Below are 18,599 nucleotides of genomic sequence, written 5' to 3'. Positions count from 1 at the left end.
AATGAAAGCTATTGTACTTGCTGCAGGATATGCAACACGTTTGTATCCATTGACAAAAGATCGTCCAAAACCATTGCTTGAAGTAGCTGGAAAAACCATTTTAGATTACATTGTAGAAAAAATGGATAAAGTGACGCAGATTGACGAGGTTATTATTGTTACGAATGACAAGTTTACCACTCATTTTGAAGAATGGTCAAAGTCAGCTTCTTATACTAAAAAACTAACTGTCGTCAATGATGGAACCCTAACAAACGAAACACGTTTAGGAGCTATCGGAGACATTCAATTTGTATTGGAACAATTAAAAGTAGAAGATGATTTAATGGTCTTAGCTGGAGATAACCTATTTGATTTTGAGCTAACTGATTTCGCAAGCTACTTTGATGAAGTTGGAACGGACTGTATCACTGCATATCACGAGGAAAATGACGATCAACTTAAACGTGCAGGGATCGTAGAACTGGATAATGATGGAAAAGTTCTTTCTTTTGAAGAAAAACCAGCGCAACCAAAATCTTCATATTGTGTACCTGCTTTTTACTTGTATCAAAAAGACACTTTATCAAAGTTTAAGCAATACCTATTAGAAGGCAACAACCCAGACGCACCTGGGCACTTTGTTCCTTTCTTGATTAAATATAAACCAGTTCATGCGTACTTATTTGACGGAAAACGGTATGACATAGGGAATTTAGAGAGCTACGAAAGAGTCCAAGGTATATTCGCTGACAAAACAAAATAAGAACCAATAAAAGGATTAAATCACTTGAGTGGTTTAATCCTTTCGTTTAATATAATATTCAATCTAGGATATCTAGTAAGGAGAATTTGATGGGAAAAAGAAGAATCATCATAGGTGGAATTTTATTTATATGCCTAGTGTTTGCGGTTAGTTATCCAATTATTATTAGCAATCTAATTATAGATGAAGAGCCTGTACAATCTGATGTCATTATTGTGACAGAAGGACAAATGATTGTAAGGGCTTATCGAGCTTCAGAGTTATTACATGAAGGCTTTAGTAACTCGGGACAAATAATCGTTTCTCCCATAACTGAAGCTAATGCTCAAGGCTATCAAACATTTGGAGTTAGCAAAGAACAAGTCATTCCTGAGACCGAAGCGACAAGCACCTACGAAAATGCAGTAATTTCATTAGAAATGATGGAAGACTATGAATATGATTCAGCCATTATCGTTTCTTCTGATTACCATATGTTGCGGACAAAAATGATTTACGAACGAGTGAACGAAAATTATAATTATAACTTGACGTATGTAGCGGCCTATCACTTGGTGGAGGATGAATTCGTTCCATGGTACGAAGCAGGAACTGGGACAAAAGCCGCTGCTAATCGGGAGTTTTGGAAGTATTGGGGTTACTTGCTAGGATTGTATCATTTCTTTAATTTATAATTATCCGTTGAAAGAGTAGTTAAAAATTAAGTGAATGGTTCAATCTTTTTTTGATTTATAATGAAATAAGTAGTTACAAAATACTTTACAGGTGGTAAAACAAAGCGTATTCAAAATTGTAATAGGATGGAGAAATGAGTATGGAATCAGAGATGATTTACAAAGTAACGTATGATTCTGCAGCAATTATTTTAAATACAAACGAAATGGTTATTTATTATGCAAGTGAACCTGGAAGAGCTGTATCTTATGAATTCACTACGCAGACTGAGTTATTAAAGAGTTATGAATACTGTATGGATCTGATGGACTATTTAGAGAAAGAACCACAGCAGTTCGAAGATATTGAAACAGCTCATAAAAGAGGATTAGAGTTGGTGTTAGGGGATTAGGTGTTCATTTATTGTAAATGGATACATGTATCTTAAGCTAATATGAAATAATTAAACTTTTAAAGAAGCAAAAACTAATTATCTACACTAATTAGTTTTTTGGTTCTTTTTTTACATCTTTAATTTGTAAGAAAAATCATTCAGTTTCTGAGAGATAAAAAATAGATCTAGAAGGTTAGGTTGTTGAGACTAAGCTACTATATTGATGAAACAAAAGAGTGAATCTATAGTACAATGGACTTATAAGAAAAGAGCTGGCTACTGCTAAAGTGAATTTAGCTGAGTCAATTACAAGTGGTATCGCGATTTATTCAGAAAGTAATCTGGAGAAGTCTATCACGAGATTACCAACATTATTTGATGTAGAGCTTTTTAATAATGGTATAAGGAGAATTGTGTTGGAGAAGTTTATCGAAAAATTCCGCAAAGGAACGCAATACGTAGAGATTGTGTCAGCTGTCACGGAACAAGAACTGATGAAGGGCACGGCTGTTACTGAGGACTACCTTGAACAAAAATGTGTGAAATTTGTTCCGGCAAGTGGTGCAGCGACTAGAATGTTTAAAGATTTATATACGTTTTTGGAAGACGAAAAAGAGACTGATTTTACGGAGCACTTTTTTTCTCATTTGGAACAGTTTGCTTTTTATGAAGATCTAGCAGAGTACATAGAAGCTAACAAAATAGACAAGAATACAACTGAGGGCCGTTTGAAAATCGCCGATAGTGTAGTGAAAAGCAAATTAGACTACGGCAATCTGCCAAAAGCTTTACTCAAAGTACACGCGTCTGAAGAGGGGGTCACTACTCCCATTGATGAGCATATATTGGAAGGCGAACACTATTTAAATGAAGGCTCTGTCCATTTGCACTTTACCATAGGGGAAGAGCACGAAGAACTGTTTAATCAGTATGTAAACCAAGCTCTAAAAGGAAAAGAACATATAGAGATTACATATTCTTTTCAAAAAAAAGTGACTAATACTGTGGCGGTGGATATGGAGAACCAACCGTTTTACTTAGAAAACGGAGAAGTTTTTTATCGTCCAGGCGGTCATGGGGCTTTACTGGAAAACTTAAATGATTTAGATGCGGATATTGTGTTTATTAAAAATATTGATAACGTCTGCCACAAGAGTCAGGTTGAAGCGACTATTCAGTCGAAAAAAGAACTTGCTTCTATAGGGTTGGAAGTAAAAACACAAATCAAAGGATATATATCCGATCTTTTATCTGAGGAGTATAACTTAGAAGAGATTGGTCTGTTTACTAAAGAGGTTTTAAATATCACTTTGAAAGCTGAACTAACAAAAGACAAAGCATTAGCGCTTTTGGATCGACCTCTAAGAGTATGCGGCATGGTCAAAAATAGTGGCGAACCAGGTGGCGGTCCGTTCGTTGTTGACAATGGAGACTACTTAGATTTGCAGATTTGTGAAAAAGCAGAAATCAATTTAGCAGATGAAGAAAAGCAAGAAATATTTAATTCATCGAAATATTTCAATCCAGTTGATATCGTTTGTTTTGTAAAAGATTACAAAGGGGAGAAATTTGATTTACGTGATTACTCAAACAAAGATCGCTATTTCATCAGTGAAAAAACGCATCAAGGCAAAGAAATAAAAGCGTTAGAGCATCCTGGTCTATGGAACGGTGCGATGCACAATTGGAATACATTGTTTGTGGAAGTACCTGCTGAAACCTTTAATCCAATGAAAACCATCAATGATCTATTGCGAGAAGGGCACTATGATACGCTTGCTGTGAAATAAAAATAAAGTAATCTATAGTAGTAAATAGAACATTTAAGTGAAAAAACTTAATGCTCTATGACTGTTTCTACTTGTGGCGCTCATCTTGATACTATTTGATAAAAGAGACTTATTACCTATGAAATTCTATAAAACTTTAGTTTGCTTTTAAAACTGGGAAGTTTGGGAGATAGACACAATTAGAGAGCTGTTTTAATGCATTTTTTAGTATTTTATTGATGATAGTTGCAGTCTATTTACAACGTTCAATAGTTTAGAAACCTAGTAGTAGTGCTGTTTATAAACTTACACAATTGGCCTCCAAACTTTCTGTAAATGGAAATTTTGAAGGTTTTTTTACTATTTTGATTCTTTGTCGTATTTTCATAAGAGCGGTATTCTACAAGTGTACAAGGCCTTGTAACACCACTTGAAGGATATGACAATGAATGATAAGAAAATTGACGGAAGAAAAGGAACGGGATTTTTTTGATCAGTATTCAGGAATGGTTCATGGAGCGTTGAAACGATTAGGAATGTGGCGCATGCATCCAGATTACGAGGATTTTGTGCAGCAAGGTCTCATAAAATTAGTGGAGGCTTATGAAACATACCCAAGAGACTTGGAGCAAGAGGAATATTTAAAGCAATTCGGCGGATATGCGTATCAAAAAGTCTATTGGCACATGATTGACTTGTTACGGAAGCAGAGACGTAAATGGGAAAGCGAGATGTCTTGGCCAGAAGAGTTGGAGGGACAACAGCCAGATCAACATCCTTCTATCGAGCAAGGATATCAAGAAATGGATCTGTTAGCACAGATGCTGCCTTTATTGACCTTGAAGGAGCAGTCTTACCTAGTCGATGTAGTTGTCAATCGGTTGACGATGACAGAGATTGCACAGAAGCAGGGCGTTAGTCGAAAGACCGTTTATGCGTGGAAGAAAAAGGTGGCAGAAAAGTTAGGACACTTTTTATCTGTATTGAAAGAGGAATAAAATAAAGAGAAGCTTATGCCATGAAAAGTGGTATAAGCTTCTTTGAGCGCTATTTAGAAGGCTTATCTTTTATATAACCTTTAAGCAAATCTTCTCTAGCTTCTTCTATATAGGGATTTTTTTCACCGAATATTTTTTCTAACGTTTCACTGATGCGGTAATTTTGTACAAAATGATACAATTTTTTTAGAGGACAAGACATCTGAATAAAAGACTGCCGTTTTAAACGAACTTCTACAATGTTCAATACATTATCGTGACGATAAGCAGCTGTATCATCATAGCAACTGACGAGTCTACTTATAATTATTTGTTGGAAATACGAAAGAATGGTTGCACGTTCGATTTGTTCATTGAAGCTTTTTATTGAAATATTGAGCAATAATTCGTAATGATTGCGAACAAGGGCTACGGTTTGATTGGTCTTTTTTACGAGAACCCCTTCCAAAATATGGTGAGCTGCATACCAACTGGTAGAATCGTTAGTAGAACCCTTTTCAGGGATAAAAATTTCATGACCAGATACGAAAGGACAACGCTGGTGGAAACCTAAACTTTTTCCTATGTACTGAATAAAGGCATAAGATAATAATTTCTGTTCGAAATAGCGTTCCATGACGACTCGAGAGAGTTCAGTTGTCACTAAAGGCAGTTCATTTAAATTAAAAACAATTGTATTGAAATGGGTATTTTTTTGATCGCGGATATCTTTAACATAAAATGTCGTATGATCAATTAAAATATGTTGTTTTTCCTGACTGATTGATAAAAAAAATGACAGATTTTCGTCATCAATCACTAGTGATTTTACTTTGGATGGATGTAGTTGCATTTCATAGGTGTACATAATGTCTGTTTCGTCACTGACCTTATTTTGAAGCGGTCCTTCTATATGATCATAATTTTTTTCCAATTAGTAAAAGCTCCATAATGTTGATTCTTTTCAAAGTCTGATTTCATCCTTTCGTCCTCGTTCCATTAGAGATTAGCAACATTCCGTACATCTCTATTGTAAGCGTTGCCAGATAAAAAAGCACTAGTTTTTTATTTATTTAACAAATAAAAAGAGTATTGGCGTATAATCTCGCCAATACTCTAAATAGCAGCATGAAATCTTATTTGAAAAGGTCAAATCTTATAACAAGAGCTTAATTATCGTTGTATAAATCTCTCGTGTACACTTTATTTTCGACGTCCGCTAATTCTTCTGTGAAACGGTTCGTCACAATCACATCTGAGATTTTCTTGAATTCTTCTAAATCACGAATAACTTTTGAACGATAAAACTCGTCTTCTTTTAAAACCGGCTCATAAACGACGACTTCAATTCCTTTAGCTTTGATACGCTTCATAATGCCTTGAATAGAAGAAGCTCTAAAGTTGTCTGAATTAGTCTTCATCGTCAAACGATAGATTCCAACAATTTTAGGATTTTTAGCGATTACTTGAGAGGCTAAGAAATCTTTTCTGGTTCTGTTCGCATCTACAATAGCGCCAATGATATTGTTAGGAACTTCTTCATAATTAGCCAATAATTGTTTCGTATCTTTTGGCAAGCAGTAGCCGCCGTATCCGAATGAAGGGTTATTGTAATGAGTACCAATACGTGGATCCAATCCAACACCATCAATAATCGATTTCGTGTCCAACCCTCTCACTTCAGCATACGTATCCAGTTCATTAATATAAGCTACACGTAAAGCTAAATAAGTATTAGAGAACAGTTTAACAGCTTCTGCTTCTGTTGCCTCCATAAACAATACATTAATGTCTTCTTTAAGAGCTCCTTGAACCATCAAGTCCGCAAATGCTTTAGCTTTATCCGTTTGAGCACCAACAATGATTCTTGAAGGATACAAGTTATCATATAACGCATTTCCTTCTCGCAGAAATTCTGGAGAGAAGATGATGTTTTCTGTTTGGTATTTTTCATTGGTTTCTTTTGTATACCCAACTGGAATCGTTGATTTGATGATCATAGTAGCATCGGGTGCATATTTTAGAACGTCTTCAATGACAACTTCTACGGCAGAAGTATCAAAATAGTTCTTTTTGTCATCGTAATTAGTTGGTGCAGCGATGACGACTAATTCTGTACCTTCGTATGCGAATGCTTTATCGGTTGTAGCCGTCAAATCCAGTTCTTTTGTTGCTAAGTACTCTTCAATCTCTTTATCTACGATTGGTGATTTTTTATTGTTGATCATGTCCACTTTTTCAGGGACAATTTCTAACGCACGCACACGATTGTGCTGAGCCAATAGAACGGCATTAGATAAACCAACATATCCCAATCCTACTACTGTAATCTTCATTCAATTGCACTTCCTCTTTTTTTATGTATATAGCGTTTTAATCGTATCAAAAAAAGCCCGCTAAAACAATTATTTCTTTGATATACCAATGTAAAATAAGGAAATTTGGTGACTAATTTGGTACGAGAATTGATATAAAAAAGAAGTATCCATCTAAATTATTAAACGGATATCTTTATAGCTGCTTAAAGGTAGCCAGTTCGAAGAGACTTTGGCTGCGGAACAGCTCTTTAGTAGTTGGATGAGTCAGCAAATCCAGTTCTTCTGTTCTAGGGTAAGTATAAGATGAACTGGCCAATAAAAACTTATCTAAAAAAGCAGGATGGCACATGATCTCGACCGAATCGTGCATTTCAAATAACTCGTTTAAAGTATCTTCTGATTGAAGAGCAGTTTCCATTGTATACACGAATCCCTCGGTAGTTTTCCGTGTTGGATCTTGGTTTTTGAAGTTGTTTCTGACCGGCAAGTTGTATTCATCAGCCAGTCTTAGATAGATTCTGTTGAAGTCGCCAAAAAGATTCGCATGATGATGCGCATCGAGATGAGTAGGTTGGATGCCAGCAGCTAAGATTTTTTCAATTTGCGCTTTCCATTCGTCATAAATTTCTTTCTGATTAATGATGAAAGAACCTTTGTAATACGCTTGGTTGCGGAAGTTTCCTTCAGTATCTACGATAGTTTTCAAGTGGTTCAAAACTGGAGAGCCTGTAGTTAGGTTTAAGTGAACGCCGATACCAAGGTTAGGGTACTGATGATGCAACTCTACTGCGTGATCGAAGCCGGGCATATTAGCCATCATGGTCGTAGAAGTCAGTACACCATCTATATGAGCCTCGATAATCCCGTAATTTACGCCTTTACAATATCCGAAGTCGTCCGCGTTGATGATTAGTTTTTTCATAACTAAGTTACTGCTCCTTTTATCTTGAGTTTTCCAGAAGAGCCTTCTGACTCACAATATTTTCCAATAAGTAATCCAGCAAAAAGTTTAAAGTCAGGCTGTTCCAATGTTTTTTTGTGTTGTCTAATGTATCGTTTCTGTAGTAAATAGAATAGTCGGCTAATGAGCTGAGTGTGTTGTTGGAATCGATGGTCACACTGATGATGGTGCAGTTTTTTAAAGTGCAGCGTTCAATTTCTGTTAAATAGTCTTGAGCGTTGCCACTGAGAGAAACGACTAACAGCAGCGTATCCTTATCCATACTGCTTGACACACTACGAAGATCATCGATTGTCCTTAAGAAAGTGAAACTCTCTCCGTAATAGAGAAGATCTGTAGAAAAATTGTCAACACTTTGCTGCTGTTTCCAGCCAGTTCCAAAACAATATCGTTTTTGTTTCTCTAATATGACTTGAGCGACATGACTGATTTCTTTTTCGTTTAATCGCTTTGTCAGTTTTAAATTGGACATTACTTTTTGAATATATTCTTCATCGTTCATTTCTTTTGGAATAGCTTCTTCTTTATCATCTTTTAATCGATATTTAAAGTCACTAAAACCCTCGAAGCCCAATTTTTTAATCACTCTATGTAGTGTTGAAACAGAAGTATAACAAACGGCTGCAAGGTCTTTAATTTTCATTTTTGGAATATCTGCATAGTGTGTATTGATACACTTCACTACTTCAATATCGTTTTTTGACAATTCATGTGAGAAATGACTTAGGTGTTTTTCGATGAGATTCATATGCATACCCTCCAGAGGTGGAAAAAATTTCATGAAATGGAAAAAATTACGACTTATGAAAACGCTTTATATATCCGCGATTGATATTTATTATAGCACAAAGAAGTGATAAAAATAAGGTAGTGAATAAGTAAATGAAAGGAAGAGGATGAGCAAATGAAAAATATTGTTACTATAGCTGGAGGCGGAAGCGGATATACTCCCGGAATCGTATTGACTCTTTTAAAGAACCAAGCAAACTTTCCAATCAAGGAGATTCGTCTATACGACACCGACAGAGAAAGAAATTCAGACATGGAAGTTATTGTTGATTATTTGATTAAAAAGAATCAGTCTGACATTACATTGACAGTTACTCATGACCCAAAAACAGCCTTCACAGGAGTGAATTTTATTTTCTCTCAAATACGTGTTGGCGGTATCCAAATGCGTGAAATTGATGAAAAGATTCCGTTGAAGTATGGAATCGTTGGACAAGAAACTTGCGGATTAGGAGGTTTTTCTTATGGGATGCGCTCCATGAAAGGTTTTCTGGAGATGGTGCAGCACATTCAAGAGTATGCACCAGATGCATGGATCTTGAACTATACTAATCCGGAAACAATCATCTCTGAAGCGGTAAGAAGAAAATTCCCGGAAGCTAAAATCATCAATGCATGTGACATGACGATATCGGTCGAAGAGTTGATTGCTGATTCATTTGGGTATGACCGAACGAACTGGATCAGTTACTATTATGGATTGAACCATTTTGGATGGTATCAAAGTATTTATGATACCGCAGAAAAAAGAGATATTATGCCAGAAATTATTGAAAAGATACGTACTCAAGGGTTCAATACAGAAGGTTTAGATCCAAGCTGGGCTAAGGCTTTCAAATTGATGGAGCACATGGTAGATACCTTCCCAGAACATTTGCCGAACAATTATTTGGAATACTACTTGTATCCAAATCGTATCGTTGAAAGCTCTAATCCAACATACACTCGAGCAAATGAAATCATGGATGGAAGATTGAAAAAAATTAAAGAGACGGCTGAAAAAATCCGCTCAGCTTCTTCTATAGAGGACATTGATTACTCTAGTGATTCTCACGGACAATACATTGTAGATATCGCGGTGTCTATATTAAATGACCAAAATCAACGATTTATGTTGATTATGCCGAACAAAGGTGCGATTCCCAATTTGCGTCAAGATGCTGTAGTGGAAGTGCCTTGTTATGTCAATGCACATGGAGTAGAACCCATCTCATTGAGACAGGATATCCCGGATTTTCATAAAGGATTGATGGAAGCACAAGTAGCTTCTGAGAAGTTATTAGTAGATGCTTTCTTTGAAGGTTCATACCAAAAGGCATTGCAAGCATTCACTCTAAATCAATCTGTTCCGAATGCAGATGTAGCGAAAAAAGTTTTAGACGAATTGATTGAAGCAAATGGAGAGTATTGGGTGGAATTAAGTTAAATGAAATGTGAGGAGAATGTTATGAGATTACTCATTGTTAATGCAGATGATTTTGGCTATAGTCCAGGAATCAATTTAGGTATCGTGGCAGCTCATCAAAACGGGATACTGACATCTACTACTATGATGGCTAACATGCCTGGTTTCGATCATGGAGTAGAATTGGCAAGACAAAACCCAGACTTGGGTATAGGAGTGCATTTAACCTTAACGTGTGGAGAACCACTATTGAGTGATGGAACGAGTTTGATGGAAGGCAATAAGTTTCGGAAAATTTCATTTTATGAAAAAGAGTTTTCGATTAATCCAGAAGAGCTTTATAGAGAATGGGAAGCACAAATCAAGAAAATCATTGCTGCAGGGATTCAACCGACTCATTTAGATAGTCACCATCATGTAAATCGGATTTCGCCAATGAAAGAAGTATTTATAGAACTGGCACAAAAATACCAACTGCCTGTACGCAATAATTTTGACGTTCCAGAAACACTTAGAACTGTGAATCGCTTTTTTACAGAATTTGATGGTCTTAGCCAAAACAAAGAAATATGGAAGGAAATGACAATCCAAAACTTGGTTCAGGATTGTCAGGTATATGGTACTGTAGAAGTGATGTGTCATCCTGGTTACTTGGATGATGTGGTAATGGCAAACTCAAGCTTATTGGATAGCAGGGTATTTACGGTAAAAGAGTTACAGAATACTAGTTACAAAGAAGTATTGGAAAAGAATCAGATTCAATTTGGAACTTATCGAGATATTTGAGATTAAACTAATGAACTTAAAGGAGGAGTAGTAATGGATGTAAAAGGGAATATACAAAAAATGGGAAGGTCGATGCTTGTACCTGTGTCGGCTATGCCGCTTGCTGGGATCTTATTGCGTTTCTCAGCAGAAGACATGTTGAATGTACCGATCCTTTCTGCAGCGGGTAATGCTGTGTTTGGAAATTTAGATATTTTATTTGCTATTGGTATCGTATTCGGTTTTGCCAAGGCAAAGGATAAAGGTATGCCAGCTTTGACGGCAGTATTAGCTATTTTAACATTACGAACTGGTTTAGAAGTGATGGATCCGGAAATCAGTATGGGGATATTTGGCGGGATTATCTCTGGACTAATAGCAAGCTGGACTTATAATCGCTTTAAAGAACAGCGATTGCCGCAAATCTTTTCATTTTTTGCAGGAGAACGATTCCCTTTAACCATGATCATGGTGTTCATGACAGTGGCTGCTTTTGTATTCGGTTTCATTTGGCCGCCGATTCAGATGGCATTAGATACTTTTGCTCAAAGTTGGGTTGAAATGGGAGCACTTGGTGTCGGACTGTTCATGTTCTTGAATCGTTTGTTGATTCCTTTAGGGTTGCATCACGTTATCAACTCGTACATTTATTTTGATCTCGGAGAGTTCACTAATGCAGCAGGAGAAGTGGTAACCGGAGAAATTCCTCGTTTCTTAAACGGCGATCCAACCGCTGGTCTGTTCTTAGCAGGATTCTTTGTTATAATGATGTTCGGTGTTCCTGGTATCTGTTTAGCCATTTATAATGCTGCGTATAAAGAGAATAAAACGCGGGTCAAAGGAATTATGGGAAGTGGAGCTGCGACTTCATTTATTACAAACATCACTGAGCCTGTAGAATTTACGTTTATGTTTACCGCTCCTATATTGTATGTTATTCATTCGTTTTATGCTGGCTTAGCGGGTATCGTAACTTATTTATTAGATATCCGGATGGGCTTTTCATTTGGAGCTTCACTGGTTGACTATGTACTCAGTTTCAATATTGCTACCAATCCTTTGTTAATCTTACCGGTTGGAGCAGCATTCTTTGCACTCTATTACTTTACATTCTACTTTGTCATCAAAAAAATGAGCCTGAAAACGTTAGGGCGAGAAGATGAAAAATCTTTTACTGAAGAAGTTTCAGAGGAAGAGAAAGAATTGAACTTAGCTACAAATAATTATGCTCATCTAGCGAAAAGCTTGTTGCAATCTTTCGGTGGAGAATCGAATATCGAAGATGCGTATAACTGTGTTACTCGTCTTCGCGTTACAGTTCAAAACCCAGAACTAGTTAACGAAGATCGAATTAAACAAACGGGTATCAGCGGATTGATCAAACCTTCTGCGACTCATTACCAAGTCGTCATCGGTCCAGAAGTGACTAATGTTATGAGTGAGTTTAATAAGTTGATCGGGAATTAAAAATGAGCTGATGGAAGGTAATGTGTACAAATCAAAACACCAAAAGTTAGAGTAAGTTCTAGCTTTTGGTGTTTTTTTTTTGAATGAGGTGGACTTTTGCGAGTATGTGTTAACTTTTATTGAAGGTTTGTCTTGAGATATATCATTTAACGAAATAAAACATGCCTATGAGGTATATTCACAGGCATGCATCAATTACATAATTTATTATAGTGGAGTTATTCTGCTGCCACGCTTATATCCCACCTAACCGTTTTGGGATTCTCTTTTTTTATAACAAACAAGTTAGTTAAGATAAAAGCTAAAAGGAAAGTAGCTATTCCAACCGTTATAGAAGTAATTAACTAATTACTTCCATAGTATTTTTATATATTTTCTTTTTTCTTCAGAATACATGTAGATGGTCATTGTGATACTTGGATACTGAAAATACTATAGATACAGAAAGGTCAGTATATTCGCAACATCTTTAATGACAGACATCGTAAATCACTTCTATATTATTCTTTTATTATATCTTTAAGCTATAATAAAATAGGAGGTTATTCTTATTAAAAATCGCTTTTTATGCAATAAGTTTAATCTCAGTCCCAATTTATGTAAAAGATGTTTTATAAAAACAGAATAAGGTGGAGGGTAGCAAGATGGATGAAGACTTCTTTCAAAAAAGTGAATTATATCAAGACTTATATTATGTTACAAAAGGACGAGAAAAGTGTGCTCCAAACCATAGCTATGGTCCAAATATAAGAGAATACTACTTGATACATATTATTTTAGAGGGTAAAGGATATTGTGAAACAGAAACGTCTAAGTTTAATCTTTCTAAAGGGCAATTTTTTGTTATCTTTCCTGATGAACAAACATTTTATCAAGCTGACGAAGAAAATCCCTGGGAATATATTTGGTTTGGCTTTGATGGAAGAGTGGCAGAAGCTATATTGTCCTCTATGGGTATAAATAGACAAACACCAATCGGATCAATAAAAAACTTTAATGAATCGAAAGAATTAGTTGAAAATATGGTAGGGATGCAACCCTTTGAGCATGAGAACCGTATACAATTACAAGGAATGCTGTATTGGTTAATTTCGCTTTTAGATTCTAAGACCCGGGATAATAATATAAAGCCAATTGAAAAAATCAATAGAAGAATTGTATATACTCATGATGCTATTGATTTGATTAAACAAAATTACCAAAATGTAGATTTTTTAATTGGTGATATTTCGGAACAACTTTCATTGAATGAATCTTACCTAACTTCTATTTTTCGACAAGTTACTGGAAGAACACTCCATGAATATCTAATTGATTATCGTATACAAAAAAGTAGAGAATATCTTGAGACAACCGATTTTAATGTAAGAGAAGTTGCTGAGAAAGTAGGATATAAAAATCCATTAAGTTTTACGCGGGTCTTTAAGAGGAAAATTGGGATGACACCTACAGAATATAAAAAGACAACTAAAAAAAGATAAAGTAAACATTTATATATTGGGTCTGTAAGGAACTAAGACAAACCTGTCTCAGTTCCTTGAATTTTTATACTCAATGGTAAGGGATCAGGAAAAAATATTTATTTTGGTTATACTCATTAATCTATAAAATTGTATGTTTTAAGAAGACTAGATATATTTTTATACTTATAATTGTCTGTTAAGATATTACTAACAAAGACAATAAAGCGTTTTCAAAGAGAGCTTGTTTTTTAATACAGTATAGAGATGTATACTATTTTGTTGATTTTTCATTAAATATAAAAGGAGATAAGAATATGTTTACAAAAAAGAGTATGAAAAGAACACTTTCATTAGCATTAGGTTTATCATTATTTTTAGCAGCTTGTGGAAATGGGGACAGTGCATCAAGTGAAGAAGACGTTACTTTAACTTACAGTATCTGGGATGCAATACAAGAACCTGGTATGCAAGCAATAGCAGATGCTTTTGAAGAGGAAAACCCTGGGATTAAAGTGAATGTTGAAGTTACCCCTTGGGAGCAATATTGGACTAAGTTGGAGTCTTCAGCACAAGGCGGAAGCATGCCGGATGTATTTTGGATGCACTCTAATGAAATTGCTAATTACTCAGAAGGTAATGTATTGATGGACTTATCAGAAACATTCGAAAGCTCAGAAAATGTAAAACTAGATCAATTCCCAGAAGATCTAGTTGAACTTTACTCAGCTGATGGAGAGTTATTAGGTGTTCCTAAAGACTACGATACAATAGGCCTTTGGTATAACAAATCACTGTTTGATGAAGCGGGAATAGAATATCCAGATGAAGATTGGACTTGGGACGATTTATTAGTGGCTGCTCAAGAATTGACGGATGAAGAAGCAGGAGTTTATGGAGTTTTAGCTCCTTTAAACCGACAAGAAGGTTATCATAACTTTATTTATCAAAACGACGGATATGTGATATCAGAAGACAAAACAGAGTCAGGATTTAGAAAAGATGAAACAGTTGATGCTGTTCAATGGTATGCAGACCTAAGTGTAAAACATGGTGTTTCTCCGACACAGAACCAATTTGCGGACAATAGTAATCTAACATTTTTCCAATCAGGCAGAGGAGCAATGGCTTTCTTTGGTTCTTGGATGACTGCAGAAATGGCTAATAATGAATATACTGCAGAAAATGTAGATGTAGCACCATTACCTCAAGGAGAAAAACAAGCAACTATTTTTAATGGATTAGCTAACTCAGTTGCTGAAAATACTAAATATCCACAAGAAGCACAAAAATTTGTTGAATTTCTTTCTTCAGAAAAAGCAATGAAGCTTCAAGGAGAAAATGGAAGTGCTATACCTGCTTTAGAAGGGATAGACACAACTTTTAATGAGGCTTATCCAGAATTTAATACACAAATTTTTACTGATCAAATGGAATCTGGTGTCATTAAACCTTACACTAACCAAACAACTAGATGGGAAAACATTGAAAATGAACAGTTGATTCCAGTTTTTGCTGGTGAAAAAAGTGCTAAAGAAGTCGCAGAGGATATCGCTGATCAAGTTGAAGATATATTAGCTGACGAATAAAATTTTAAAGAGTGCCACTTATGCAATCATAAGTGGGCGCTTTTTTGAAGGAGGCAATACTCTATGAATGAGCACGTACTAGAAGAAAAACAAATTACAATGAAAAAACAAGCTGTTAAAAAAAATAGAAACACATACTTGTGGGGATGGTTACTTATTGCTCCAACAGCAATAGGATTAATCGTACTCAATATTATACCAGTATTCCAGACATTATTAATGAGCTTTCAAAATGTTAGTACATTTGGAACCTCTACTTTTGTTGGTTTAGATAACTATGTAAAAATGTTTTCAGATGCTGAGTTTTGGCAATCCTTAAGAAACACATTAGTTTATACAGTAATACAGGTTCCATTGACAGTCATTCTTTCTACGATAGCAGCTGTACTAGTAAATACTAAAATAAAAGGTGTAGGAATTTATCGTGTTATTTACTTCTTACCGATGATTGCTGCTCCGGCAGCGGTAGCAATGGTCTGGAGATGGCTATACAATTCTGAATTCGGGTTGATTAATACTATACTCGGTTACTTTGGTTTAGAAAATGTACAATGGCTTTCTGATCCTAATGTAGTATTGTGGTCAATTATCATTGTAGGTATTTGGTCAAATATCGGATATAATATGATTCTTTTATTGGCAGGACTGCAAGAAATCCCCCAAGAATATTATGAAGCAGCGACCGTTGATGGGGCAGGGAAGATTCGCCAATTCTTTCAAATCACAGTGCCATTACTAACTCCTCAATTATTCTTTGTGTTAGTGACAAGTGTGATTAGTGCTTTGCAGATATTCGATATTATATTTATCATGTTTGATGTAACTAATCCATCATTAAATAAAGCTCAATCTCTAGTGTATATGTTCTTTAATGAATCATTTGTTTTGAATGATAAAGGATATGGATCTGCTGTAGTTATGGTGTTAGTTGTTATTATCATGTGTATCACAGCAATCCAATTAATTGCTCAGAAAAAATGGGTTACTTACGATTAAGGAGGTAAAATAATGCATAACGAACCAACTAAAAAATCTAAACTATTTATTCATATTGTATTAATCATTGGATCTATTATTATGATTTTGCCTTTTGTCTGGATGTTTTTAACTTCAGGAAAAACTATACCAGAAACTACTTCAATTCCGCCTACTATTTTACCGGAGAGTTTTCAATGGGAGAACTATAAAAATGTCTGGAATGTGTTGCCATTTGTAGCTTTCTTTTTAAATACAGGAATTATGATTGTTGTAAGAGTAGTAACGTCTACTTTATTCAGTGCTATGGCTGCATTTGCTGTAGCTAAACTTGAATTTCCAGGGAAGAACCTGTTTTTTTGGATGGTTTTAACACAAATGATGATTCCAGCTCAGATTTTTCTAACACCTCAATACCTTCTAGTCCAAAATATTGGAATGTTGAATACAGTAACAGCATTAATCATCCCAGGTATAATTTCTGCTTTCGGGACATTTTTATTACGTCAATTTTTCATGAAGTTACCGGATGAATTAATGGAAGCAGCTACGATTGATGGGGCAAATATTTGGCAGATATTTGCTAGAATATATCTTCCATTAGCAAAATCTGGATTAGTATCTTTATCGATTTTTACTGCACTGTTTGCTTACAAAGATTTAATGTGGCCTTTAATTGTCAATATTTCTCAAGAAAAAATGACACTTTCTGCCGGATTAGCTAGTCTGCAAGGACAATTTACATCAAATTATCCTCAACTGATGGCAGGCTCTGTTATTTCGATTATTCCAATGATCATTTTATACATCATCTTTCAAAAGCAATTCATTCAAGGGATTGCTACTACTGGTGGGAAGTAAAGAAAGGAAATTCAGCATATGACAAGTATAAAAAATGAAGTAATGTTAATTACTTATCCAGATAGTCTAGGTAATAATTTAAGAGATTTGAATGAGGTACTGAATAAACATTTAAAAGAAGTCATAGGCGGAGTTCATATTTTACCTTTTTATCCATCTTCTGGGGATCGTGGATTTGCGCCATTAGATTATACTAAGGTCGATGAAGCATTTGGAACTTGGGAAGATCTAAAATTAATTAGTTCTTCTTTCTATACCATGTATGAGTTTATGATCAATCATATTTCGCGTCAATCTCATTATTTTCAAGATTTTATTGAAAATAACGACAAATCAAAGTATGCAGATTTCTTCATACGTTATTCAGAATATTGGCCAGAAAAAAAACCGACAAAAAAGGATATTGATTTAATTTATAAACGGAAACCAAAAGCTCCTTTTTTAGATGTTGAATTTAAAGACGGAAGTACAGATCAAGTCTGGTGCACATTTTCAGAAGAACAAATTGATCTTGATGTCCGTAAAAAGGCTACTCGTCAATTTATTAAAGAAATGCTTGTTTTTTTAGCAGAGCAGGGAGTTTCAGTTGTAAGATTAGATGCTTTCGCATACGCAATAAAAAAATTAGACACAAATTGTTTCTTTGTCGAACCAGATATTTGGGAACTTCTAGATTATTGTAAAGATATACTGGACCAATATAATGTGAAATTGCTTCCAGAGATTCATGAACATTATAGTATTCAGCAAAAAATAGCTAGTAAAGGCTATCCAGTATACGATTTTGCATTGCCTATGCTTGTATTGCATGCTCTGTTCAGTGGTAAGGCCGATCGCTTAGCACATTGGTTGCGTACATGCCCTCGTGAACAGTTTACTACACTGGATACTCATGATGGAATCGGAGTAGTGGATGTCAAAGATTTATTAACAGACGAAGAGATTGATTTTACAGTCAATTCACTTTATGAAAAAGGAGCCAATATAAAGAGAATATACAGCTCTGAAGCATATAACAACTTAGATATTTATCAAATCAACTGTACGTATTACTCAGCTCTTGGTAATGACGATCAGGCCTATTTACTTGCTCGCGCAATTCAGTGTTTTGCTCCTGGAATTCCTCAAGTTTATTATGTTGGAATGCTGGCTGGGAAAAATGACATTGAGTTGTTAGAAAGCACAAAAGAAGGTCGTAATATCAATCGTCATTATTATTCCTTAGAGGAAATCGAAGTAGAAATAGAACGACCAATTGTAAAAAGGTTGTTTAAGTTATTTGAATTTAGAAATAAATCAAATGCATTCAACGGAGAGATGGATATTCGTACCTCTGATGCTCATCATTTAGAAATAGTGTGGAGCAATAAAAATGAAAAAGCGACTTTGAATATAAATCTTAGCTCTAAAGAATTTCATATTATATCTGAAGAGAACCAGCAAAAAACAATTGTATTCTGATAAAATATC

Annotated in this window: 17 protein-coding genes; 13 read left to right on the top strand and 4 right to left on the bottom strand. The window is 35.2% G+C overall.

Annotated features, from left to right (window positions below; genetic code table 11):
* The first annotated feature begins 1 nt into the window (after window position 1).
* The 5 genes from BM137_RS05930 (at window position 2) to BM137_RS05910 (ending at window position 4,560) form a co-directional block, all read left to right on the top strand.
* On the top strand, window positions 2-745 hold the full coding sequence (locus BM137_RS05930; RefSeq protein ID WP_092480253.1) for a nucleotidyltransferase family protein: 744 nt from the start codon (window positions 2-4) through the stop codon (window positions 743-745).
* Between the two features lie 89 nt (window positions 746-834).
* Complete coding sequence (locus BM137_RS05925) at window positions 835-1,419, top strand: YdcF family protein (RefSeq protein ID WP_092480252.1); 585 nt, start codon at window positions 835-837, stop codon at window positions 1,417-1,419.
* 140 nt (window positions 1,420-1,559) lie between these two features.
* A complete protein-coding gene (locus tag BM137_RS05920) occupies window positions 1,560-1,811 on the top strand; it encodes a hypothetical protein (RefSeq protein ID WP_092480251.1) in 252 nt (83 codons plus the stop codon).
* Between the two features lie 269 nt (window positions 1,812-2,080).
* Window positions 2,081-3,583 (top strand): DUF4301 family protein, encoded by a 1,503-nt coding sequence (locus tag BM137_RS05915; protein WP_280521791.1) that lies wholly within the window; start codon window positions 2,081-2,083, stop codon window positions 3,581-3,583.
* Window positions 3,584-4,011: 428 nt separating this feature from the next.
* Window positions 4,012-4,560: an RNA polymerase sigma factor gene (locus BM137_RS05910; protein ID WP_092480249.1), complete on the top strand. Its 549-nt coding sequence runs from the start codon at window positions 4,012-4,014 to the stop codon at window positions 4,558-4,560.
* Window positions 4,561-4,609: 49 nt separating this feature from the next.
* On the opposite strand, the gene BM137_RS05905 is transcribed toward BM137_RS05910, so the two are convergent.
* From BM137_RS05905 to BM137_RS05890, 4 genes are all read right to left on the bottom strand, one after another.
* Window positions 4,610-5,473, bottom strand: a complete 864-nt coding sequence (locus tag BM137_RS05905) for a competence protein ComK (RefSeq protein ID WP_092480248.1) — start codon at window positions 5,471-5,473, stop codon at window positions 4,610-4,612.
* 235 nt (window positions 5,474-5,708) lie between these two features.
* Window positions 5,709-6,875 carry a nucleotide sugar dehydrogenase gene (locus tag BM137_RS05900; RefSeq protein WP_092480247.1) on the bottom strand — a complete coding sequence of 389 codons (1,167 nt, stop codon included), beginning with the start codon at window positions 6,873-6,875 and terminating at the stop codon, window positions 5,709-5,711.
* A gap of 175 nt (window positions 6,876-7,050) precedes the next feature.
* Window positions 7,051-7,779 carry a chitin disaccharide deacetylase gene (chbG, locus tag BM137_RS05895; RefSeq protein WP_092480246.1) on the bottom strand — a complete coding sequence of 243 codons (729 nt, stop codon included), beginning with the start codon at window positions 7,777-7,779 and terminating at the stop codon, window positions 7,051-7,053.
* 19 nt (window positions 7,780-7,798) lie between these two features.
* A complete protein-coding gene (locus BM137_RS05890) occupies window positions 7,799-8,566 on the bottom strand; it encodes a MurR/RpiR family transcriptional regulator (RefSeq protein WP_177192508.1) in 768 nt (255 codons plus the stop codon).
* Between the two features lie 156 nt (window positions 8,567-8,722).
* Here BM137_RS05890 and BM137_RS05885 point away from each other — a divergent pair, with 156 nt between their 5' ends.
* The 8 genes from BM137_RS05885 (at window position 8,723) to gtfA (ending at window position 18,590) form a co-directional block, all read left to right on the top strand.
* Entirely contained in the window at window positions 8,723-10,033 is a 1,311-nt protein-coding gene (locus tag BM137_RS05885) for a family 4 glycosyl hydrolase (RefSeq protein WP_092480244.1), read from the top strand.
* 21 nt (window positions 10,034-10,054) lie between these two features.
* Window positions 10,055-10,798 (top strand): chitin disaccharide deacetylase, encoded by a 744-nt coding sequence (chbG, locus tag BM137_RS05880; protein ID WP_092480243.1) that lies wholly within the window; start codon window positions 10,055-10,057, stop codon window positions 10,796-10,798.
* Window positions 10,799-10,831: 33 nt separating this feature from the next.
* The gene (locus BM137_RS05875; protein ID WP_092480242.1) at window positions 10,832-12,244 is read left to right on the top strand and encodes a PTS transporter subunit EIIC; all 1,413 of its coding nucleotides are present in this window, start codon (window positions 10,832-10,834) and stop codon (window positions 12,242-12,244) included.
* A 644-nt stretch (window positions 12,245-12,888) separates the two neighbouring features.
* Window positions 12,889-13,725 (top strand): AraC family transcriptional regulator, encoded by an 837-nt coding sequence (locus BM137_RS05870; protein WP_092480241.1) that lies wholly within the window; start codon window positions 12,889-12,891, stop codon window positions 13,723-13,725.
* 296 nt (window positions 13,726-14,021) lie between these two features.
* Window positions 14,022-15,293 carry an ABC transporter substrate-binding protein gene (locus tag BM137_RS05865; protein ID WP_092480240.1) on the top strand — a complete coding sequence of 424 codons (1,272 nt, stop codon included), beginning with the start codon at window positions 14,022-14,024 and terminating at the stop codon, window positions 15,291-15,293.
* 63 nt (window positions 15,294-15,356) lie between these two features.
* Window positions 15,357-16,289, top strand: a complete 933-nt coding sequence (locus BM137_RS05860) for a carbohydrate ABC transporter permease (protein ID WP_425248177.1) — start codon at window positions 15,357-15,359, stop codon at window positions 16,287-16,289.
* Between the two features lie 12 nt (window positions 16,290-16,301).
* Entirely contained in the window at window positions 16,302-17,129 is an 828-nt protein-coding gene (locus BM137_RS05855) for a carbohydrate ABC transporter permease (RefSeq protein ID WP_092480239.1), read from the top strand.
* Between the two features lie 18 nt (window positions 17,130-17,147).
* A complete protein-coding gene (gene gtfA / locus BM137_RS05850; RefSeq protein ID WP_092480238.1) occupies window positions 17,148-18,590 on the top strand; it encodes a sucrose phosphorylase in 1,443 nt (480 codons plus the stop codon).
* Window positions 18,591-18,599 lie beyond the last annotated feature (9 nt).

This window comes from Desemzia incerta (assembly GCF_900115825.1).
Lineage (GTDB): Bacteria > Bacillota > Bacilli > Lactobacillales > Carnobacteriaceae > Desemzia > Desemzia incerta.
Note: the sequence above shows the minus strand (reverse complement) of the source record. Positions and strands in the feature narration are given on the sequence as shown.

Coding starts and splice junctions, on each gene's coding strand:
- BM137_RS05875 (WP_092480242.1), top strand. CDS start 10,832: ATGGATGTAAAAGGGAATATACAAAAAATGGGAAGGTCGATGCTTGTA.
- BM137_RS05855 (WP_092480239.1), top strand. CDS start 16,302: ATGCATAACGAACCAACTAAAAAATCTAAACTATTTATTCATATTGTA.
- BM137_RS05925 (WP_092480252.1), top strand. CDS start 835: ATGGGAAAAAGAAGAATCATCATAGGTGGAATTTTATTTATATGCCTA.
- BM137_RS05885 (WP_092480244.1), top strand. CDS start 8,723: ATGAAAAATATTGTTACTATAGCTGGAGGCGGAAGCGGATATACTCCC.
- BM137_RS05865 (WP_092480240.1), top strand. CDS start 14,022: ATGTTTACAAAAAAGAGTATGAAAAGAACACTTTCATTAGCATTAGGT.
- BM137_RS05890 (WP_177192508.1), bottom strand. CDS start 8,566: ATGAATCTCATCGAAAAACACCTAAGTCATTTCTCACATGAATTGTCA.
- BM137_RS05920 (WP_092480251.1), top strand. CDS start 1,560: ATGGAATCAGAGATGATTTACAAAGTAACGTATGATTCTGCAGCAATT.
- gtfA (WP_092480238.1), top strand. CDS start 17,148: ATGACAAGTATAAAAAATGAAGTAATGTTAATTACTTATCCAGATAGT.
- BM137_RS05930 (WP_092480253.1), top strand. CDS start 2: ATGAAAGCTATTGTACTTGCTGCAGGATATGCAACACGTTTGTATCCA.
- chbG (WP_092480246.1), bottom strand. CDS start 7,779: ATGAAAAAACTAATCATCAACGCGGACGACTTCGGATATTGTAAAGGC.
- chbG (WP_092480243.1), top strand. CDS start 10,055: ATGAGATTACTCATTGTTAATGCAGATGATTTTGGCTATAGTCCAGGA.
- BM137_RS05900 (WP_092480247.1), bottom strand. CDS start 6,875: ATGAAGATTACAGTAGTAGGATTGGGATATGTTGGTTTATCTAATGCC.
- BM137_RS05860 (WP_425248177.1), top strand. CDS start 15,357: ATGAATGAGCACGTACTAGAAGAAAAACAAATTACAATGAAAAAACAA.
- BM137_RS05870 (WP_092480241.1), top strand. CDS start 12,889: ATGGATGAAGACTTCTTTCAAAAAAGTGAATTATATCAAGACTTATAT.
- BM137_RS05910 (WP_092480249.1), top strand. CDS start 4,012: ATGATAAGAAAATTGACGGAAGAAAAGGAACGGGATTTTTTTGATCAG.